This window comes from Desulfallas sp. Bu1-1 (genome assembly GCF_015594625.1).
In the GTDB taxonomy this organism is placed as follows: Bacteria; Bacillota; Desulfotomaculia; order Desulfotomaculales; family Desulfallaceae; genus JADNRQ01.
In genome coordinates this window covers 78,915-98,069 of the sequence record NZ_JADNRQ010000009.1, presented here as the reverse complement: position 1 = coordinate 98,069, position 19,155 = coordinate 78,915, and the positions used below count along the sequence as shown (strand labels likewise).

Below are 19,155 nucleotides of genomic sequence, written 5' to 3'. Positions count from 1 at the left end.
GTATACAATATTTCTTGCCAAAGTATATTGATTATTTAGCGTAAATTTATATACTTATTAGTGTAAATAATATTCAGGGCAATGGCGTCCTACAAAGACCTGCTGAAAAGCAGATCTTGTAGGACGCTTTTATTTTTGTCCTAATGATAAAATTAAACCACCCAACGGCGGGTTTGGTTAGCGTCCGATAAATTAACATTAAGCTCAATGACGAGCTTTCACGGGCAATGTGGCCCACAAGGCATGTTTAACGCACAGTGATTAAGCATGTCCTGTGGGCTTTTTATATTTGCATTTAGAATTTTAAAGAACATCTGTAATTTAAGGTAGTAGAAAGGAAGGAGTACTATGGGAAAAATTCTGGCCAAGCCCGAAGTGTGCATGGGATGCCACCTTTGCGAAATATGGTGTGCGGTTGCCCACTCCAAGACGAAGAATATTATCAAAGCTTTTAATTACGAAAAGTCAAAACCGCTGCCCAGGATCCGGGTGGAAGAAAACCTGCCCGTAACATTTGCCCTGCAATGCAGGCACTGCGAAGAACCGGATTGCGTTGCGGCGTGCATCAGCGGAGCTTTAACCAAAAACCCGGAAACCGGCGCCGTGGAACACGACCGCGATAAATGTGTAGGCTGCTACAGCTGCGTGCTGACCTGCCCCTACGGCAATATATTCATCAATGACGAGAGCCGGCAGATTATCAAGTGCGATCTTTGCGCAGGATTGGACTCCAGGTACTGCGTCAGCCATTGTCCCAATGAAGCGCTCGTTTATGTAGAAGATTAATGGGGGGGATAGATTATGAACAAGTTCAATTATTTAATTATTGGTAATTCGGCGGGAGCAGTGGGATGCATTGAGGGTTTGCGAAGCATTGATAAAAAGGGGAAAATCGGCTTGGTTTCCGAAGAATCCCACCATGTTTACTCCAGGGCCCTGATCCCGTACTACCTGGATGGAAAGATTGATCGAGAAAAATTGTATTACCGCCCGCTTGACTTTTATGACCGGGCTGGCGTCACCCTGTTCATGGGAAAGAAAGCTGTCACAATCGATGTCGAAAAAAGAGAGGTCGAATTGTCTGGAGGCGAGCGGCTGGGATACGGCAAACTACTCCTGGCGACCGGGGGAAAGCCCATCTTCCCACCGATTTCAGGTTTGGACAAGCAAAACGTTTTCAGCTTTCATAGTTACAGCGACTTGCAAGGCATCGAAGAGACGCTGGAAACTGCACAAAATGTTGTTGTGCTCGGCGGCGGCGTGATTGGCCTAATGGCCGCCGAGGTGTTAAAGAGGAGAGGCTTAAGCGTTTACGTGATCGAACTGGCCGACAGGGTGCTGGCGCCGGTGCTTGACGAAACGGCGTCAAGACTGGTGGAAAAAGCATTTCAAAAAGCCGGTGTTAAAATATTCCTGAATAATACCATCCAGCACGTGCATGGAACTCATTTTGTGGAGAGTTTAACTTTAAAAGACGGATCTACCATTCCTTGCGATCTATTAATTGTGGGTGTCGGCGTCGCCCCCAGGGTGGAGCTGGTGGAAGGAACGGGCATTGAAGTCAAAAGGGGCATCATGGTGGATAAAACAATGCAGACCTCGGTGCCGAACATTTATGCTTGCGGTGACTGCGCCGTAAACTATAACTTCGTCACCGGCGAGATCCAACCTTTGCCGCTATGGCCCAACGCCTACCTGGGCGGCAGGACGGCAGCCTTCAACATGGCAGGTGTTGAACGGGAATACACCCTGGGAACAAGTATGAATGCCATGCACTTTTTTGACCTCAACATTATCAATGCCGGGTTAAATGTGACCGAAAAGAACGCCGGCAACTGGAAGATAGTGCAATGTCTGGATGAAAGCAACAATCTTTACCGCAAGTTTGTGTTAAGTGATGACGGGGCACTCAAAGGTTATATCCTGGTTGGTCAAATAAATAGAGCGGGGATCTTTCTCAATCTAATGCGCAGAAAAATTGACGTGCGCGAATTTGAGCAGGAACTGCTGGACGAAAATTTTGGATACAGTAAATTGCCTGCTCAGTTAAGGTGGCAGTTGTTAAAAGAAGATGTAATTTTAGGAGTGGTGTAAATGCTGGTTCAAAAATACTTTCAGAGCGAAAGGTTTGTGCCCGATAAAGATATGGACGCCTGCGGCCTTTTCGGGGTTATGAATATCAGCGGCAAGAGATTCGGCGGCGAAATGGCCATTAATGCAATAAAAAACATGAAAGTGCGCGGCAGCGGCCTGGGCGGCGGCTTTGCCATCTACGGTCTCTATCCTGATTATAAAGATTATTACGCCTTGCACATTATGTATCAAAATAAGAATTTAAACGCCAAAAGAAGGGTAGAAGCTTTTTTAAAAGAGCATTTTTACATGGTTTACGATGAAGAAATTCCCACCAATCCTGATATAACCTTGTTTTCACCGCCTATTGTATGGCGTTACTTTGTCGCCCCGCAGAAAAAGAACGAAGAATTAGCAGTGCCGGATGATGAATATGTGGTCAGCAGGGTAATGTATCTGAACACCAACGTTGATGACGCCTATGTGTTTTCATCGGGCAAAGATGTGGGTGTATTTAAAGGGGTCGGTTTTCCGGAGGAAATAGCCGATTATTTCATGCTGGACCGTTTATACCAGGGATATATATGGACGGTACACAGCAGATTCCCCACCAATACCCCGGGGTGGTGGGGAGGCGCCCACCCGTTTAACATCTTGGACTGGACCGTGGTGCATAACGGTGAAATTTCTTCTTACGGAACCAACAGGCGTTTTTTGGAGATGCACAATTACTATTGCACCCTGTTTACAGACACAGAGGTGCTGGCCTATGCGGTTGACTTATTGATGAGAAGGCAAGGGTTGCCTATAGAAGTGGTGAGCAAAATCTTTGCGCCGCCCATGTGGGACGCCATTGAACACATGAAAGAGAGTGATCAAAAACTTTATACCACGCTGCGCATGACCTACGCGCCGTTGCTCATGAACGGGCCGTTTACAGTAATTATAGCTCACCATGATGAGATGATCGGCCTCACCGACAGGATTAGGCTCAGGCCGATTACGGCGGGCGCAAAGGAAGATTTTGTTTTCCTTTCGTCTGAAGAAGCTGCCATCAGGGCCGTTTGCCCGGACCTTGAGCTTGCCTGGACGCCCCCCGGCGGGGAACCAGTGGTGGTAAGGTTAAATTCTAAAGATCATCTCCTGAGTGTAAATAAATCTATTTAAGGGTGATAAATATGTATTCTTATCTTTTACCTGAATTTATGATTGAAAGGTTGGAAAATAGATGCATCCGCTGCCGGGTTTGCGAGAGACAGTGCGCGAACAAGGTTCACGAGTATGATGGGGAACTGGATAAATTATTTTCAACTGAAGAAAACTGTGTGGGCTGCCAGAGATGCGTGGTTCTCTGTCCCACCAATGCCTTGTACGTCCGGCCGCGAGTATCGGATTACAGGCCCAATAGCAGTTGGACCAGGGACAAAATGCAAAACCTGAAGAAACAGGCCGAGACCGGCGGCGTGATTCTAACCGGCAGCGGCAACGACAAGCCTTACCGGATTTACTGGGACCACCTGGTGCTGAACGCTTCCCAGGTAACCAACCCTTCCATCGACCCGCTGCGGGAACCAATGGAGCTTAAAACCTTTTTGGGTAGAAAGCCTGATACATTGAAAATAAATTTTGACGAGGGCGAGGTTAAAATCGAGTCGGAACTTCACCCCAACGTTCCCATAAATACACCCATTGTGTTTTCGGCCATGTCCTACGGTGCAATCAGTTACCAGGCGTATAAATCACTGGCCATCGCGGCCAAGGAATTCGGCACTCTATTCAACACCGGCGAGGGCGGGCTACCCGTGCATATGCGTAAGGAATTCGGCAACAACACCATAGTTCAATGTGCCAGCGGCAGGTTTGGAGTCGATCCGGAATACCTGAACAGCGCCCGGATAATCGAAATCAAGATCGGACAGGGCGCCAAGCCGGGCATTGGAGGGCACCTGCCGGGCGAAAAGGTTTCGGATGACATAGCTCAGACAAGGATGATCCCCAGGGGTACGGACGCCCTGTCGCCGGCGCCGCAGCACGACATTTATTCCATTGAAGACCTGTCTATGTTGATTTACGCCCTGAAGGAGGCCACCAATTACGAAAAACCCGTCTCAGTTAAAATCGCTGCGGTTCATAACGTGGCCGCCATTGCTTCGGGCATAGTCAGGGCAGGAGCGGATATAGTGGCCATTGACGGGTTGAGGGGCGGCACCGGAGCGGCGCCCCTGGCCACCAGGGATAATGTAGGCATCCCGCTGGAACTGGCGCTGGCGGCGGTGGACAAAAGATTGCGCCAGGAGGGAATCAGGCACAAGTGTTCGATTCTGGCTGCGGGCGGCATCAGGTGCTCCGCGGATGTAATCAAGGCCATCGCCCTGGGAGCGGATGCCGTATACGTGGGAACGGCCGCACTGGTAGCCATGGGGTGCACCCTTTGCCACAAGTGTTATACAGGTAAATGCAACTGGGGGATTTGCACCCAGGATCCCTACCTGACCAAGAGATTGAATCCCGAAATCAGCAGCAAGAAGTTAATCAACTTGTTAAAGGGCTGGAGCCACGAAATTCAGGAAATGCTCGGTGGTATGGGCATCAACGCCATTGAAAGTTTAAGGGGCAACAGGGAACACCTGCGCGGGGTGGGCCTTGAGGAATGGGAACTCAATGTCCTGGGAGTAAAAGGAGCAGGGGAGTGAGCCGCATGAATGGTATGAATGTAAAGTTCGGTTACCGGGATAATTTTCTGGGCGATATTAGACCAGTGGATGAACTTTTTGCTCAAAACGTGATTATTGAGGGCAACAGGGGCGTAATAAACGCGCAAGGCATGAGACATAAAGAAATAAACGACGTGCTCAGGGAAACGGCAAAAAAAGGAGTTACAGACATAACTGTAAACAACGTTTTCGGCCAAAGGTATATTGGTACACGGTTATACTTTCCACAAAACCACAAACCCCTCACAATAGAAATAAATAAGTTTCCCGGCAACGACCTGGGCGCTTTCCTGAACGGGCATAAAATTATCGTCAACGGCAATGCCCAGGACGGCGTGGGCAACACTATGGACGACGGGGAAATCATAGTTCACGGCCGGGCGGGCGATGTAGTGGCCATGTCCATGCGGGGCGGTAAAATATTTATCCGGGACAATGTGGGATACAGAACCGCCATCCACATGAAGGAATACAGGGATAAGCTGCCGGTACTGGTAATCGGCGGCACCGCCCAGGACTTTCTGGGCGAGTACATGGCGGGGGGAATTGTGATTTTACTTGGTTTGAGCCTGAAAAACGGAGAACCGCATCGCGCCAATTACATCGGAACAGGCATGCACGGCGGCGTCATCTTCCTGCGCGGAAACGTGGAGCAGCACCAACTTGGTAAAGAGGTTGGAGCCCGCGAACTGGACGACGCAGACAAGAAGATTGTTGCAAAGTACGTCCATGAATATTGCAGCCACTTTGGAGGCAATGCGGAAGAAATCCTGTCGGGTAGGTTTATCAAGCTGCTCCCGGTGTCATTACGGCCATACGGCAAGATATACGCGTATTAAAAATTAAAGCAAAAAGAGGGCGGCAACGCCCTCATCTTACTTCTTAGATACTTTAACGCAAAAGAGAACGCTTGTTTCGCAGGAATTTCCAGAATAACATATTCACATTTGGGAAGAACGTCCCCAATGTGGATGTGAAAATGTGCAACTATTTCTTTAAACGATGGATACGTTGTATTCCCGTAGCCATGTGTCCACCTGGATAAGGTAAGCGAATAGTTGCGCGTCAGTCATCAACTGGCCGTAAAACGGTTGGCGGAAGCTCTGCCCGCTGGACCGGGCGATGTTGCGGACGGCCTCAACATTGATTAGCAGCAGCAAAGGGGAATCCGAGTCGTTCAGTATTTGCAAAACCATTTCCCTGACCACCCTCAGGTATTCCGGGTGATGTGTTTTAGGATAGGGACTCTTACGCCGGGTTAATACTTCCTCGGGTAAAACACCTTGAAGCGCGCGGCGCAGGATGCCTTTTTCCATCCCCACGCATGTTTTCATGGACCAGGGGATGTTCCAGACATACTCAACCAACCGGTGGTCACAGAACGGCACCCGCACTTCCAGGCCGGCGGCCATGCTCATCCGGTCCTTGCGGTCCAGAAGGGTTTGCATAAACCAATTCATGGTCAGGTAACCGATTTCTCGGATCCGGGCCTCGTGGGGATCTTCCCCCGGCAGGCGAGGTACCGTTTCCAGCGTTTCCTGGTAGCGCCGGGAAACGTATTCCTCCGGTTTTACCAGGTCAATTACCTCGGGTGAGAGCAGACCGACCCGTATATCCAGGTTCCTCATCCAGGGAAAAGTATCGAGTTCCACCAGTTCCGGCCTGTTAAACCAGGGATACCCCCCGAATACTTCATCGGCGCACTCACCTGACAACGCAACGGTGGCCTCTTTCTTGATGGCGCGCGAAAAGAGGTACAGCGAGGCGTCCACGTCGGCCATGCCGGGTATGTCGCGGGCCCTGACGGCGATAGCCAGGGCGTCCACCAGATCCGGAGTATCGACCATGACATTGTGGTGTATGGTGCCCAGATAATCAGAAACCAGGCGCACCCACTTTTGATCTGAATTGGGCTGGTACAGGCTCGGCTTGAAGTAGCGATCGTTATCCACGAAATCAATGGACCACGTGTGTAAGGACCCTTTACCGGTTTTACGAAAAGCGTCCGCGGCGCAGGCGGTGATGGCACTGGAGTCGATTCCGCCCGACAGCAAGGTGCACACCGGCACATCGGCCACCAGCTGCCGCACCACCGTATCCCGGAAAAGCTCGCGCAATCTTTCGGTGGTGGTATCCAGGTCGTCCTCATGCGGCCTGCTCTCCAAAATCCAATAACGGCGGATTCTGATTCCGCCACGGCTGTAAACCATACAATACCCTGGTTTAAGTTCCTTAATCCCCTTGAATACACCGTGCCCGGGAGTGCGGCCCGGGGACAGAACCAGCACTTCCGCCAGCCCTTCAGCGTCCAGTCTCGGCTGCACCGCGGGATGCGCCAAAAGCGCTTTCAATTCCGAGGCAAATAGAAATACATTACCGCGCTGTGCATAAAACAGCGGTTTTACGCCCATCCGGTCGCGGGCCAGAAACATGCACTGCTCGGCGTCGTTCCAGATACCAAAGGCATAGATGCCGTTAAAGCGCTCAACACATTTCTCTCCCCACTCAATGTAGGAGACCAGCAGCACCTCGGTATCGGAGTGGCCGTTAAATTTATAGCCGCGCGTTTCCAGTTCCCGCCTGAGTTCGGGCGTGTTATACAACTCTCCGTTATACGTAATTACGTATAATTTATCTCCGCGACGGCGAATCATCGGCTGGGCGCCGCCCGCCGGGTCAACTACAATCAGCCGGCGGTGGGCGAGGGCGACGTGTTCCGTCACCCACATGCCTGAAGCGTCCGGGCCGCGGTTGACCAGCGTCTCATTCATTGCCGCCAGGACTGAACGCTGTTTGGTCAAGTTTCCTTCCCAATCAACCCATCCTACAATTCCACACATTTAAACTTTCCCTCCCGTTAATTTGCCGTATGCTTGTTTAAGCAAAAAAAGCCGCCTGCCGTTCAAGGCAGGCGACTTTGCCGGATAAGAAGATGCCCTGTTGCATCTCCTTGAGCCTTCTTTCTTCATAATATGCGAAACAAGCGCAATTCGACCCGCCTCCTTACAGGCAAAATATGTTGTTTATGTCCGGTACTGGCAACCAATATGATCAGCTTTATATTTTTAGCTGGAACTTGACTTTTTTAAAAAGTTGATTGGGAATAATAAATACATCAATTTTCAAAGGAGGCCAATTTCAATTGGTTAAAGAAAGAAAGCCCAACCGTTTAATCAAACAAAAGAGCCCATACTTGCTTCAGCATGCATATAACCCGGTGGACTGGCATCCCTGGGAGAAAACAGCCTTTAAGGAAGCCAAACGCCGGGATTGCCCGGTTTTTCTAAGTATCGGTTACAGCACCTGCCATTGGTGCCACGTCATGGAGAGGGAAACCTTCGAAGACGAGGAAGTGGCGGAGGTTTTAAATAAAAATTTTGTTTCCATCAAGGTGGACCGGGAGGAACGCCCGGACATCGATCACATTTACATGACGGTATGCCAGGCGATGGGTCAGTGTGCCCAATTATTGGTATCAAACAACCCAAACTTGTGCTGCCGGAGAGGGCGTGTTACAATGTGACTGACCGCAAGAGCAGGGGTGTGGCAATGTTTGGTACTCGAGTAATGGTTGCTAATGCCGATTCCAGTTTCCATAGTCAACTTATTGAAATATTAAAAAGATCCGGGTACCTGGTGGTTGCCGAGTGCACCGATGCAAAAACCGCGCTGCAGACAGCCCTGAAAATTGAACCCGACGTGATTATTGTGGATGACAACCTGCCCGGGGGCAGTCTGACACTGGCGCGCGATATCAAGGAACACGGCTTTGCGCCTGTTTTGGTGGTGACATCCTATTCCGAAAAGGACATGATCGAAATAGCCAGGGTGCCCGGAGTTTTAGGAATCATTGTCAAGCCTTTACATGAAACAGGCATCCTGCCTGCTATCGAAGTCGCAATAAACACTTTCCATATGATTACAACCATGGAAGGCGAAGTCAAAAAGGTTAAGAAGGATCTGGAAACCAGGAAACTGGTGGAACGGGCCAAAGGCTTGCTAATGGAAAAAAGCGGAATGTCCGAGAAGGAGGCATTTCGCTACCTGCAAAAATTAAGCATGGATAAATGCCTGTCGATCACCAAAGTGGCAAAAAGTGTCATTGTTAAAATGCAAAACAAGTGATATATTTTTATATGTATACAATATTCCTTTAAAAATGTATTGATTTTTACTTCAAAACTTTTATACTTACGTTTAGGTAAAATAAGTTTTCGGGGCAATGGCGTCCCATGCAGGCTTGTTCATGACAAGTTTGCTTGGGATGTTTTATTTTTTTCCGGGAACATTTTACCTTAAGGGGGATTAACTTGAAAACCTTCACCAAAGAAGACGTTCTGGAGAAGGCTGCGGAAAACAACGTAAAGTTTATTCGGTTACAATTTACCAACATCTTTGGGACACTAAAAAACATTGCCATCACGGTGGAAGAACTGGAGCGGGCACTGGAAGGCCAGATTAGCTTCGACAGTTCCGTCATCGAGGGCACAGTGGACCGGCACGAATCGGATATATTGCTCAATCCCGACCCCTCCACGTTCGTAATTTTCCCCTGGAGACCCCGGGAAGGGGCGGTAGCCCGGTTAATCTGCGATGTGTTGAATCCTGACGGTACACCCTTTGCCGGCTGTTCCCGCTCGGTGCTCAAAAGAAACTTGGCGGAAGCGGAAAACAAAGGGTTGCACTTACAGGTGGGAGCGGAAATAGAGTTCTTTTTGTTCCAAACCGATGAATCGGGCAAGCCCACGGTTATCACTCACGACCAAGCCGGATACTGCGACCTGACCCCCGTTGATATGGGAGAAAATGCCCGCCGGGATATGGTTTTGACCCTGCAGGAAATGGGTTTTGACGTTTCGTCGTCCCACCACGAAATCGCGCCGGGCCAGCACGAAATATTTCTAAAAGACGACGACGCCCTGGCCATGGCGGACAGTATCACCACGTTCAAGTTCGTTGTGCGCACCATTGCCCAGCGGCACGGGCTGCACGCAACATTTATGCCCAAACCCGTTTCCGATGTCAACGGCTCCGGGATGCACCTGCAAATTTCACTGTGGCGCAACGATCAAAACGTATTTTTTGATCAAACAAAGCCCAACGGACTCAGCGCTATCGCCAACAGGTTCATAGCCGGGCTGGTCGAGCACGCCGGAGCATTGACTGCGGTAGCAAACCCTCTGGTCAACTCCTACAAGCGCATTTCGGCCAATGATTTGGCGCCAGTGCTGGCTGGCTGGTCTGAGAATAACCGGAGCGCCATGATTCGCGTACCTTCCTGGCGCGGAGCCGGCACCAGAGTGGTCCTGCGCAGCCCCGACCCCTCCGGCAATCCTTACCTGGTGGTATCAGCAGCCTTACAGGCAGGGCTGGACGGAATAGAACGAGGCCTGCATCCACCTGCCCCGCTAAAGGAAGACATTCCAGCATGGGAAATTAAAAACGTAATCCGGGAAAAGGGGTTGCCCCGCAGCCTGGAACACGCTCTCAAAGCATTTAAACAAGACGAGGTAATCTGGCGGGCACTTGGAGAATCAATTTCTTCCCGGTTCCTTAGAGTTAAGGAACAGGAGTGGGAAAGGTTTCAATCCAAAGTGCATCGCTGGGAAATTGACGAATACCTGCGCAATTACTAAACCGGTTTGGCAAATGAGTTGGATATAAAAAATTATTTAAATAATAAGCAAAAGATAGATAAAAAGCCGGTTAAAAAAACCGGTAATAGATAAATAAAAAATATATGTTTTAGGAGGATGGAAATTATGTCATTCAGCAAAGGTATCAACGCCAGTGCGGCAACTCTAACGCGCCTTCGGACAGGAGAAAGCCAGTGTCCATTTAGCGGTATGTGCGCCACCTGCCTGGACGGGTGTCCGGGTTTGTGTGAAATCGGCAAATCGTCCGTTCGGGGCAAGGAAGTGCTTTATCCCCAACCTTTTGGCAAAACCACCTCTGCTTCCCAGAAAGATTACCCGGTGGATTATTCACACTTTAACATTCTGGGTACTGCAGCGGGCGCATATGGCATCGAAGCCAATTCCGACAAAGCCATTTTCCCCGCCGTCAACCTGGAAAGCGCAGTCGGGGCCAACGGGGAAATTAAGCTAAACCTGCCCATCATAGTGGCCGCTATGGGTTCCACCAACGTCGCAGCCAACAACTGGGACCACCTGGCCGCCGGTGCGGCTATTTGCGGAGTGGGTATCGTCATCGGCGAAAACGTATGCGCTATGGATCCCGATTCGGAAATTAAGAACGGTCGGGTGGTACATTCCCCCAACCTGGCCCAAAGGGTCAAGGATTTCCAGGAATGGTATAACGGCAAGGGGTTTATTGCCGTACAGGCTAATGTGGAAGACACAGCCCTGGGTGTTCAGGAGTACGCCATTGAAAAATTAGGTGTTGAAGCCGTTGAACTCAAATGGGGCCAGGGCGCCAAAGATATCGGCGGTGAGGTTAAGCTAAATACCTTAGAGAGAGCCCTGCAACTAAAGAGTCGCGGTTATATTGTGTTGCCCAATCCCGAGGATCCCAAAGTACAGGAAGCTTATAAAGCTGGCGCGTTCAATGAATTTGAACGCCACTCCCGCATTGGTTTTGTAGAATACGATTCATTCATGGCCCGGGTAGAAGAACTGCGTAACGCCGGAGCCAAGTACATCACCCTTAAAACCGGCGCTTATCGCCCGGCTGACCTGGCACGTGCGGTTAAATACGCTTCGGACGCCAAACTGGACCTGCTCACCGTGGACGGTGCCGGCGGCGGAACTGGTATGAGTCCCTGGCGGATGATGAATGAGTGGGGTGTGCCCACTGTATACTTGCAAGCAATGCTGGTGAAAATGCTTGACAAGATTGCCGCTAAAGGCGCATATATACCTCCTGTAGCCATTGCCGGAGGATTCACGCTGGAGGATCATATGTTTAAGGGCCTGGCTATGGGCGCCCCGTATACCAAGGCGATTGGCATGGCCCGTTCAGCACTGACCGCTGCCATGGTAGGTAAAACTGTAGGCGAAGCCGTTAAAAACGGCAAGGTGCCCAATGAATACAAGAAATACGGTGAAAAACTGGAACAGGTATTTATCGCCGCCGAGGAACTTAGAGATAAACTGGGCGCCGAGGAGTTCAGCCGCCTGCCCGTGGGCGCCATTGGCGTATATACTTACTTTGAGCGCCTGGCTCAGGGGTTGCGTCAATTCATGTGCGGCGCCCGCAAGTTCAGCCTGGATTACCTGACCAGGGACGACCTGGTGGCACTGACCAGGGAAGCGTCAGAGATTACAGGCATTAAATACGTCATGGATTGTGATACAGAAGAAGTGGAGAAAATCTTAGGCTAACAAAAAATAAGTATTGCATATTAAGAATTGGTTAGTTTATAATAAGGGCAAATTTAAAATTATAATTCGATACAATGATGTATCGTAAAGATTAGGCAATGAGGCCCTCACAGGTAGTTATATTACCTGCAATGAGGGCATTTTATTTGATCCTTTACGGGAGGAAAACTCCGTGAGTGAACAAAGGATTGTTTTAATAGATGCAGATACTGTCTGGCGTAAAAATATCAAGTCCATGCTGAGCAAGTACGGCTACTGGGTGGTAGGCGAAGCCGGCGACGGAGTTACCGCATTAAAACTGGTACGTAGCAGACAACCCGACCTGTTGATTATCGATGCTAACTTGCCGGGCATGGACGGGCTGCAGGTAGCCAAAATAGTCCACGAGGACAAACTGGCACCTGTGGTGGCAACGGCAACCTCCAGTGAGCATGGCGTCATGGAAAAAGCTAAGGAGGCCAGGGTATATGCATTGCTGATCAAACCCGTGAGTGAAACCTCCCTGTTTCCCGCCATTGAGCTGGCCCTGGCCAATTATCAAGAAGTAGCGGCCCTGGAAAAACAAATTAAAGACCTCAAGGAAACCTTGGAAACCAGAAAACTGGTGGAGCGAGCCAAAGGTATTTTAATGGAAACGCTGGGATTGTCTGAAGCCGAGGCCTTTAAACGTATGCAACGCAAAAGCATGAACCAGCGGGTGTCGATGCGGGTAGTGGCAGAGGCAGTGATCATGTCTTATGAATTAAAAAAATAGGTATAAAGATGTACCGCAAAGGCAATGGCGCCTAATTAGGAACAGGTAACCTGTTACCTGTTCCTAATGGCGCCTTTATATTTTTTTCACGGAAAGGTGGCAATCAGCAATGAATGACAGCATGAAAAACGAGGTCCTTGCCAAAGCAAAAGAAGCAGGTGTTAAATTTATCCGTTTGCAATTTACCGACATACTAGGAGTTTTAAAAAATGTTGCAATTACCGTTGAACAGTTGGAAAAAGCATTGGACGGGGAATTAATGTTTGACGGTTCTTCAATTTTCGGCTTTACCAGAATAGAAGAATCAGATATGTACCTGCGCCCGGACCCGAAAACTTTTACTGTATTTCCCTGGCGACCCCGGGACGGAGCGGTGGCCCGGTTAATGTGTGATGTTTATAATCCGGACGGCACACCTTTTGAGGGTTGTCCCCGCAACGCCCTGAAAAAGGTGATTGATGAAGCCGCAGAACTGGGCTACACTATGCAAGTTGGCCCTGAGCTGGAATTTTTCCTTTTCCATATCGACGAAAGCGGTTACCCCACTTTAAAAACCCACGATCGTGCAGGATACTTTGACCTTACGCCTGTAGACATGGGTGAAGATGCCCGGCGCAACATGGTTCTTACCCTGGAAGAAATGGGTTTTGAAATCGAAGCATCGCACCATGAGGTGGCGCCGGGCCAGCACGAAATTGATTTTAAATATTCGGATGCCCTTGATATCGCTGATAAAATAGTTACTTTCAAGTTTGTTGTGCGCACTATTGCCCAGCGGCACGGCCTGCACGCCACCTTTATGCCCAAGCCGGTCTTTGGGATCAACGGGAGCGGTATGCATATGAATCAAAGCCTCTTTAAAAACGGGGAAAATGTTTTCTTTAACCCCGGCGACCCCATGCAATTGAGCCGTGAGGCATACCACTATATTGGGGGACTGATCAAGCACGCGCGGGCATTAAGTGCCATAACCAACCCCACGGTTAATTCTTATAAAAGGCTGGTGCCCGGGTATGAAGCTCCGGTTTATGTGGCTTGGAGCGGTCGTAATCGTAGTCCTCTAATTCGTATTCCGGCCAAACGAGGTATGAGCACACGCGTAGAACTGAGAAACCCCGATCCGTCCTGCAATCCTTACCTGGCCATTGCAGCCTGCCTGCGGGCCGGTCTGGACGGTATCAAAAACGGGATTGAACCGCCACCGCCCTGTGACCGTAATATTTATCAAATGACTGTGGCGGAACGGAAAGAATTGGGCATTAACAATCTGCCGGGCAGCCTTATGGAAGCCATCGAAGAACTGATAGCCGATGAAGTAATTCGGGATGCACTTGGACCGCATATTTTTGACAAGTATGTCGAGGCAAAAACTATTGAATGGGATCGTTATCGCGTAAGAGTTCACCAGTGGGAGATTGAAGAATACCTCACCAAGTTTTAGCTCGTTTATTTCCATCCTCCGGCCCTGATCCTTTAATGGACAGGGCTTTTTTTCCTTTTTCTTCTTGCTGGAAAAACGTTATTTACTTAAAAAAACTCTGGCTTTTTGTTAAATCTGTGTTATACTATTGCTTAATGAAATAGAAGGGTACAAGGGCGTACCTATCACCGGGCAACGAAGCCTGCATGGCAGTTGATTTGTTTACCTGCCGGTGTGGGCTTTTTTTCGTTTTGTGAAGTCCCGGTTTTATATCTCAAAGGAGAGGTGTGACAATTCGTGCCTGAATATACCAATGATGATGTACGTAGCTTGGTAAGAGAATACGGTGTTAAATTTATCAGACTTCAATTTACCGACATATTCGGTGTCTTGAAAAATGTATCCATCCCCGTGGAACAACTGGACAAGGCCCTAAACAACGAATTAATGTTTGACGGTTCATCAATCGAAGGTTTCGTCCGGATAGAAGAATCGGATATGTATTTACGCCCCGACCCTTCCACATTTGTAATTTTTCCCTGGAAACCCAGGGAGGGCGCCGTGGCACGTTTAATTTGCGATATTTACAACGCAGACGGCACACCATTTATTGGGGACCCTCGCAATGTATTGCGCCGGGCTATCGCGGAAGCGGAGGAAATGGGTTACACCATGAACGTTGGGCCGGAAGCAGAATTTTTTCTGTTCCACGTGGATGAAGAGGGAAAACCCACAACCATAACCCATGACCGCGCCGGTTATTTCGATATGACGCCGGTGGACCTGGGTGAAAACGCTCGCCGGGATATGGTGATGACCCTACAGCAAATGGGTTTTGAAATCGAGGCATCCCACCACGAGGTTGCCCCGGGCCAGCACGAAATCGATTTTAAATATTCCAATGCCCTTGATATCGCCGATAAGGTGGTTACATTTAAATTTGTGGTGCGCACCATTGCCCAGCGGCACGGGTTACACGCGACATTTATGCCCAAGCCGATATTCGGTATTGCCGGCTCGGGTATGCACCTGAACCAGTCCTTGATGAAAAAAGGGGAAAACGCCTTTTTCGACCCCAACACACCTAGCCAGCTCAGCCGGGATTGCTTGTATTATATCGGCGGCTTAATGAAACATATTTCCGCCATCACTGCCATTACCAACCCCACGGTCAATTCGTACAAGAGGCTGGTTTCCGGTTATGAGGCGCCGGTATATATAGCCTGGTCCTACCGTAACCGCAGCCCATTGATCAGGGTGCCGGCCAAACGGGGTCAATCCACCCGAATCGAGCTGCGCAACCCCGACCCGTCCTGTAACCCTTACCTGGCCCTGGCAGTATGCTTAAAAGCCGGCCTGGACGGGATTAAAAATAAAATCGAGCCCCCGAAACCCTGCGATCGGAATATCTATGAATTGACTACCGAAGAAAGGGAACAGCTGGGCATTGGTACGCTCCCCGAAAGTCTAAATGATGCCCTGCATCATTTATCCATGGACGGGGTTGTTCAGGAAGCGCTGGGGCCGCATGTAATGCAACGATACATGGAAGCCAAGAAAATTGAGTGGAACAGCTACCGGATGCAGGTGCACCCGTGGGAGCTTGAGCAGTACCTAACCAAATTTTAGCGTTCTGTGACATAGGAACCGGAGCTTACAGGCAACCATTCGCCTTGTAAGCTTTTATTCTGCCAATTTTCATTGCCTGGCAATTAGTGTTTGAGACAGCTTAATAATATATGTTAAAATGATTGCATACTTAAGTAGCCAAGTAATAAAACTGGAGGGGTACCAATGACACACACCCTGGCTGTTCTTGTGCTGAACAAACCCGGTGTACTGGCGCGCATCGCCGGTTTACTCAGCAGGCGGGTATTTAACATTGAAAGCATCGCCGCGGGCTATACCGAGGAGCCGGACATCACCAGGATCACCATTGTGGTCAATGGCGATGAGCGGGTACTGGAGCAGGTAATTCACCAGCTTTCCAAACTTGTGGATGTAATTAAAATAACAAAAATGGAAGAGCGCGACTCCATAGAAAGGGAACTGGCGCTGATTAAAGTTAAGGCTGATCCGGAAAAGCGCCGCGATATAGTAGACATTGTGCAAATCTTTCGGGCCAATGTAGTTGATGTAAGCAATGAATCCATGGTCATCCAGATCATTGGAGATGAACAAAAGATTAGTGCTTTTACCCACGTGTTGGAGCAACAGGGGATTATAGAAATGGTACGCACCGGTAAAATTGCTCTGTCCCGCCAGCCTTTTGCGGCAAAGGATGAAAAATAAGGATCGTATTGACATCAAGTTATAAAATGTGTATATAATGGAGTTAGTATTTAATATATACTTAATATGCGGAGGTTTTGCAGGTGGCACAGGTAAAGCGGATTATGATCAGCCTTCCGGAATATTTGCTGTCCGAAATCGACTGTATTGCAGCGGCTGAAAACCTTAACCGGAGCGAATTTGTCCGGGAGGCGATGAAGCTTTACATTGCCGAACGCAAACGCCGTTTGTTGAGAGAACAAATGAAAAAAGGCTACGTGGAAATGGCCAAGATTAATCTTGCCCTGGCCATTGAACAGTACAGGCTGGAATCCGAAGTTGAGCCGGTATTTGAGGAACCCGTGGCGGGAGGCAAACGCTGATGCAAATACGCCGAGGTGAAATATATTATGCCGACCTTAGCCCGGTGGTGGGCTCGGAGCAGGGGGGCACCAGGCCGGTATTAATTTTACAAAATGATATCGGCAACCAATATAGCCCGACTACCATAGTAGCCGCAATTACATCACAGATCGCCAAGGCCAAACTGCCTACGCACGTGGAACTGCCGGCGGGGCAGGCCGGTCTTGGGAAAAATTCAGTTATTTTGCTGGAACAAATCCGGACCATTGATAAAAGCAGGTTAATGGAAAAAGTAGCTTTGTTGCAAGATGATATGATGTCACGGGTCAACCAGGCCATTGAAATCAGCCTTGGCCTGGTCGATATCTAATACATATTAATTTTGATATCACGTATTCCCCTACATATTTAACCCATACAGTTTTGATGGTGAGCAAAAGCCGCACCCTTCGGGGTCGCGGTTTTATTTTATCCCCGTGTTAACCCTGCATTCCCAACCATATATTTTATTAGTGCACATTTTGTAATCCAGGCCTGTAACTTGGGTAAACCAAATCGAAAATATGGAAGGAGAATACAGCCGTGCGACCGGTGGTGGGAATTACATGCAGTTATAACACTGCGCTCGATCAATATCACCTGGCCAGGGACTACGTACGGGCAGTCAAGGCCGCCGGTGGTGAGCCTATAATACTGCCGCACACCAACAAGAATAATGTACGCTCGCTGTTAAACGTCATCGACGGCCTGTTGCTTTCCGGGGGCGGCGATATTGATCCTTACCATTTCGGGGAAGAACCCTGGCCTGAAAACGGGAGTATCGACCCGCACCGCGATAGCTTCGAGTTGCAGATCACGATGCAAGCCCTGGAGTTGGAAATGCCGGTATTCGGTATCTGCCGGGGAATTCAAATCCTTAACGTGGCCGCCGGCGGAACCGTATGCCAGGATATTCAACGGGCTATACCCGGCGCATACAAACACAGCCAGGAGGCACCTCGCTGGTACCCAACTCACGAAATCGAAATCAAACAGGACTCCCTGTTATTTGATTTATTGGCAGCCCATAAGTTTCGGGTGAATTCTTTTCATCACCAGATGATCGGCCAAACCGCCGAAGGTTTCACGGTTTCCGCCCGCGCAGGAGACGGTGTGATTGAAGCTATTGAGCGCACCGACAAAAACAGTTTTGCAATGGGGGTTCAATTTCACCCGGAAAATATGTGGGAGAAATACCCGGCCGTGCTCCAGTTGTTCATCGCACATGTTCAAGCATCGGCTCGATATTTGTCGAATAGAAATTATCGTGTGATACAGGAAAAAGTTAAATCGTTGTAGAACTTATCTAAAAAACGTGCAGGTGACTTAACAATGCAAGCGATAGTAGGCGGCAAGATTATCACTATGGATGGTGCATCCGATGCGTTAACCTAAATCGCTCAAACCCGCGTCAATACTGGATTTCCCCATTTGCACTTTTCATGAGACACAACGGATTAACCCTTATTTGCGTTGTGTCTTATAATTTTGGTGACGGTTTTTTGGAGGACTTGCGCCGGCGCTACCTGCCGTCTTATAAGTTAAGAAAAAGCAAATCCGTCACCCTTATCGAAGGCAAGGAATGGGCTTTACCCAAGTCCCTTTTCACCCACACCCAGGCCCGGGAGAAGGCCTTGTCGCCGAGCTCTTGCTCCGCACTCCGCCTCCCACCATCGAACAGGCGAACGAATACCCGGCCGCCTTAATCACCCAGGATTACCACCGCCGTATCCACTCTTCAACCGGCCGGACGCCCGAAGAGCGGTTTTTGAGCTTCCCGCCGGAGTACCGCCGGTTTGTGTCGGACAAGGCTTTGACCATGATCTTTTTGCCTTTTGAAAAATCCCATGTAACGAAAACGGGGTTGATCCGCATCCGGCCGGTGTGCTGTTGGGGCTACTGGCTTTTTTATTTTAGTTCGTTTCTTTTAATGTATTTACCTGAGATATCGACAAAATGGATTGACGAATTGAAGGACTGACTCACGGATGGACTAATACAAATTAATTTGATGCTATTAGTCCAGGATAAAAAAATTTGGTTTATCCATTATAATTTTCATTTGTTACCTTCCAAGGAAGGCTTGGGTTTTTGTTGTCTTTTTTAAGTTCCAATTTTTTGCAATTAGGAGCGCTTGTCTTTGTGTTTGCTCTGCTCAGCTTTAATTTGTATCCCATT

17 protein-coding genes and 1 pseudogene are annotated in these 19,155 nt (G+C 49.1%); 17 read left to right on the top strand and 1 reads right to left on the bottom strand.

Annotated features, from left to right (window positions below; all coding sequences use genetic code 11):
• Positions 1-348 precede the first annotated feature (348 nt).
• From IT084_RS10375 to IT084_RS10355, 5 genes are read left to right on the top strand one after another with little or no spacing between them, the layout of a single operon-like run.
• Positions 349-786 (top strand): 4Fe-4S dicluster domain-containing protein, encoded by a 438-nt coding sequence (locus tag IT084_RS10375; protein ID WP_195712788.1) that lies wholly within the window; start codon positions 349-351, stop codon positions 784-786.
• Between the two features lie 15 nt (positions 787-801).
• On the top strand, positions 802-2,094 hold the full coding sequence (locus tag IT084_RS10370) for an NAD(P)/FAD-dependent oxidoreductase (RefSeq protein ID WP_195712787.1): 1,293 nt from the start codon (positions 802-804) through the stop codon (positions 2,092-2,094).
• Positions 2,095-3,240 carry a glutamine amidotransferase family protein gene (locus tag IT084_RS10365; protein WP_195712786.1) on the top strand — a complete coding sequence of 382 codons (1,146 nt, stop codon included), beginning with the start codon at positions 2,095-2,097 and terminating at the stop codon, positions 3,238-3,240.
• Between the two features lie 11 nt (positions 3,241-3,251).
• Positions 3,252-4,766, top strand: a complete 1,515-nt coding sequence (locus tag IT084_RS10360; protein ID WP_195712785.1) for a glutamate synthase-related protein — start codon at positions 3,252-3,254, stop codon at positions 4,764-4,766.
• A gap of 5 nt (positions 4,767-4,771) precedes the next feature.
• Positions 4,772-5,626, top strand: coding sequence for a hypothetical protein (locus IT084_RS10355; protein WP_195712784.1), 855 nt, complete (start codon positions 4,772-4,774; stop codon positions 5,624-5,626).
• A 156-nt stretch (positions 5,627-5,782) separates the two neighbouring features.
• Here IT084_RS10355 and asnB read toward each other — a convergent pair whose 3' ends face one another.
• Entirely contained in the window at positions 5,783-7,627 is a 1,845-nt protein-coding gene (gene asnB, locus IT084_RS10350; protein WP_195712783.1) for an asparagine synthase (glutamine-hydrolyzing), read from the bottom strand.
• A 302-nt stretch (positions 7,628-7,929) separates the two neighbouring features.
• Here asnB and IT084_RS10345 point away from each other — a divergent pair.
• From IT084_RS10345 to IT084_RS10290, 12 genes and pseudogenes are all read left to right on the top strand, one after another.
• A pseudogene (locus IT084_RS10345) lies at positions 7,930-8,235 on the top strand (DUF255 domain-containing protein); the annotation flags it as partial.
• A gap of 101 nt (positions 8,236-8,336) precedes the next feature.
• Positions 8,337-8,912 carry an ANTAR domain-containing response regulator gene (locus tag IT084_RS10340; RefSeq protein ID WP_195712782.1) on the top strand — a complete coding sequence of 192 codons (576 nt, stop codon included), beginning with the start codon at positions 8,337-8,339 and terminating at the stop codon, positions 8,910-8,912.
• A 185-nt stretch (positions 8,913-9,097) separates the two neighbouring features.
• Positions 9,098-10,423, top strand: coding sequence for a type I glutamate--ammonia ligase (gene glnA / locus IT084_RS10335; RefSeq protein ID WP_195712781.1), 1,326 nt, complete (start codon positions 9,098-9,100; stop codon positions 10,421-10,423).
• Positions 10,424-10,549: 126 nt separating this feature from the next.
• Positions 10,550-12,130 carry an FMN-binding glutamate synthase family protein gene (locus IT084_RS10330; protein WP_195712780.1) on the top strand — a complete coding sequence of 527 codons (1,581 nt, stop codon included), beginning with the start codon at positions 10,550-10,552 and terminating at the stop codon, positions 12,128-12,130.
• Positions 12,131-12,302: 172 nt separating this feature from the next.
• Positions 12,303-12,884: an ANTAR domain-containing protein gene (locus tag IT084_RS10325; protein WP_195712779.1), complete on the top strand. Its 582-nt coding sequence runs from the start codon at positions 12,303-12,305 to the stop codon at positions 12,882-12,884.
• A gap of 109 nt (positions 12,885-12,993) precedes the next feature.
• On the top strand, positions 12,994-14,325 hold the full coding sequence (gene glnA / locus IT084_RS10320) for a type I glutamate--ammonia ligase (RefSeq protein ID WP_195712778.1): 1,332 nt from the start codon (positions 12,994-12,996) through the stop codon (positions 14,323-14,325).
• 276 nt (positions 14,326-14,601) lie between these two features.
• Positions 14,602-15,933, top strand: a complete 1,332-nt coding sequence (glnA, locus tag IT084_RS10315; RefSeq protein ID WP_195712777.1) for a type I glutamate--ammonia ligase — start codon at positions 14,602-14,604, stop codon at positions 15,931-15,933.
• A 165-nt stretch (positions 15,934-16,098) separates the two neighbouring features.
• Positions 16,099-16,596, top strand: a complete 498-nt coding sequence (ilvN, locus tag IT084_RS10310; RefSeq protein WP_195712776.1) for an acetolactate synthase small subunit — start codon at positions 16,099-16,101, stop codon at positions 16,594-16,596.
• An 83-nt stretch (positions 16,597-16,679) separates the two neighbouring features.
• On the top strand, positions 16,680-16,958 hold the full coding sequence (locus IT084_RS10305; RefSeq protein ID WP_313885461.1) for a ribbon-helix-helix protein, CopG family: 279 nt from the start codon (positions 16,680-16,682) through the stop codon (positions 16,956-16,958).
• Positions 16,958-17,308: a type II toxin-antitoxin system PemK/MazF family toxin gene (locus IT084_RS10300; RefSeq protein ID WP_195712774.1), complete on the top strand. Its 351-nt coding sequence runs from the start codon at positions 16,958-16,960 to the stop codon at positions 17,306-17,308. Before IT084_RS10305 ends, IT084_RS10300 begins: the two co-directional genes overlap by 1 nt.
• Before the next feature lie 212 nt (positions 17,309-17,520).
• On the top strand, positions 17,521-18,276 hold the full coding sequence (locus tag IT084_RS10295; RefSeq protein WP_195712773.1) for a gamma-glutamyl-gamma-aminobutyrate hydrolase family protein: 756 nt from the start codon (positions 17,521-17,523) through the stop codon (positions 18,274-18,276).
• Between the two features lie 283 nt (positions 18,277-18,559).
• Positions 18,560-18,958 (top strand): hypothetical protein, encoded by a 399-nt coding sequence (locus tag IT084_RS10290; protein WP_195712772.1) that lies wholly within the window; start codon positions 18,560-18,562, stop codon positions 18,956-18,958.
• Positions 18,959-19,155: the final 197 nt, after the last annotated feature.

Coding starts and splice junctions, on each gene's coding strand:
- IT084_RS10375 (WP_195712788.1), top strand. CDS start 349: ATGGGAAAAATTCTGGCCAAGCCCGAAGTGTGCATGGGATGCCACCTT.
- IT084_RS10365 (WP_195712786.1), top strand. CDS start 2,095: ATGCTGGTTCAAAAATACTTTCAGAGCGAAAGGTTTGTGCCCGATAAA.
- glnA (WP_195712778.1), top strand. CDS start 12,994: ATGAATGACAGCATGAAAAACGAGGTCCTTGCCAAAGCAAAAGAAGCA.
- IT084_RS10360 (WP_195712785.1), top strand. CDS start 3,252: ATGTATTCTTATCTTTTACCTGAATTTATGATTGAAAGGTTGGAAAAT.
- IT084_RS10300 (WP_195712774.1), top strand. CDS start 16,958: ATGCAAATACGCCGAGGTGAAATATATTATGCCGACCTTAGCCCGGTG.
- ilvN (WP_195712776.1), top strand. CDS start 16,099: ATGACACACACCCTGGCTGTTCTTGTGCTGAACAAACCCGGTGTACTG.
- IT084_RS10290 (WP_195712772.1), top strand. CDS start 18,560: ATGGGCTTTACCCAAGTCCCTTTTCACCCACACCCAGGCCCGGGAGAA.
- IT084_RS10355 (WP_195712784.1), top strand. CDS start 4,772: ATGAATGGTATGAATGTAAAGTTCGGTTACCGGGATAATTTTCTGGGC.
- IT084_RS10370 (WP_195712787.1), top strand. CDS start 802: ATGAACAAGTTCAATTATTTAATTATTGGTAATTCGGCGGGAGCAGTG.
- asnB (WP_195712783.1), bottom strand. CDS start 7,627: ATGTGTGGAATTGTAGGATGGGTTGATTGGGAAGGAAACTTGACCAAA.
- IT084_RS10340 (WP_195712782.1), top strand. CDS start 8,337: ATGTTTGGTACTCGAGTAATGGTTGCTAATGCCGATTCCAGTTTCCAT.
- IT084_RS10330 (WP_195712780.1), top strand. CDS start 10,550: ATGTCATTCAGCAAAGGTATCAACGCCAGTGCGGCAACTCTAACGCGC.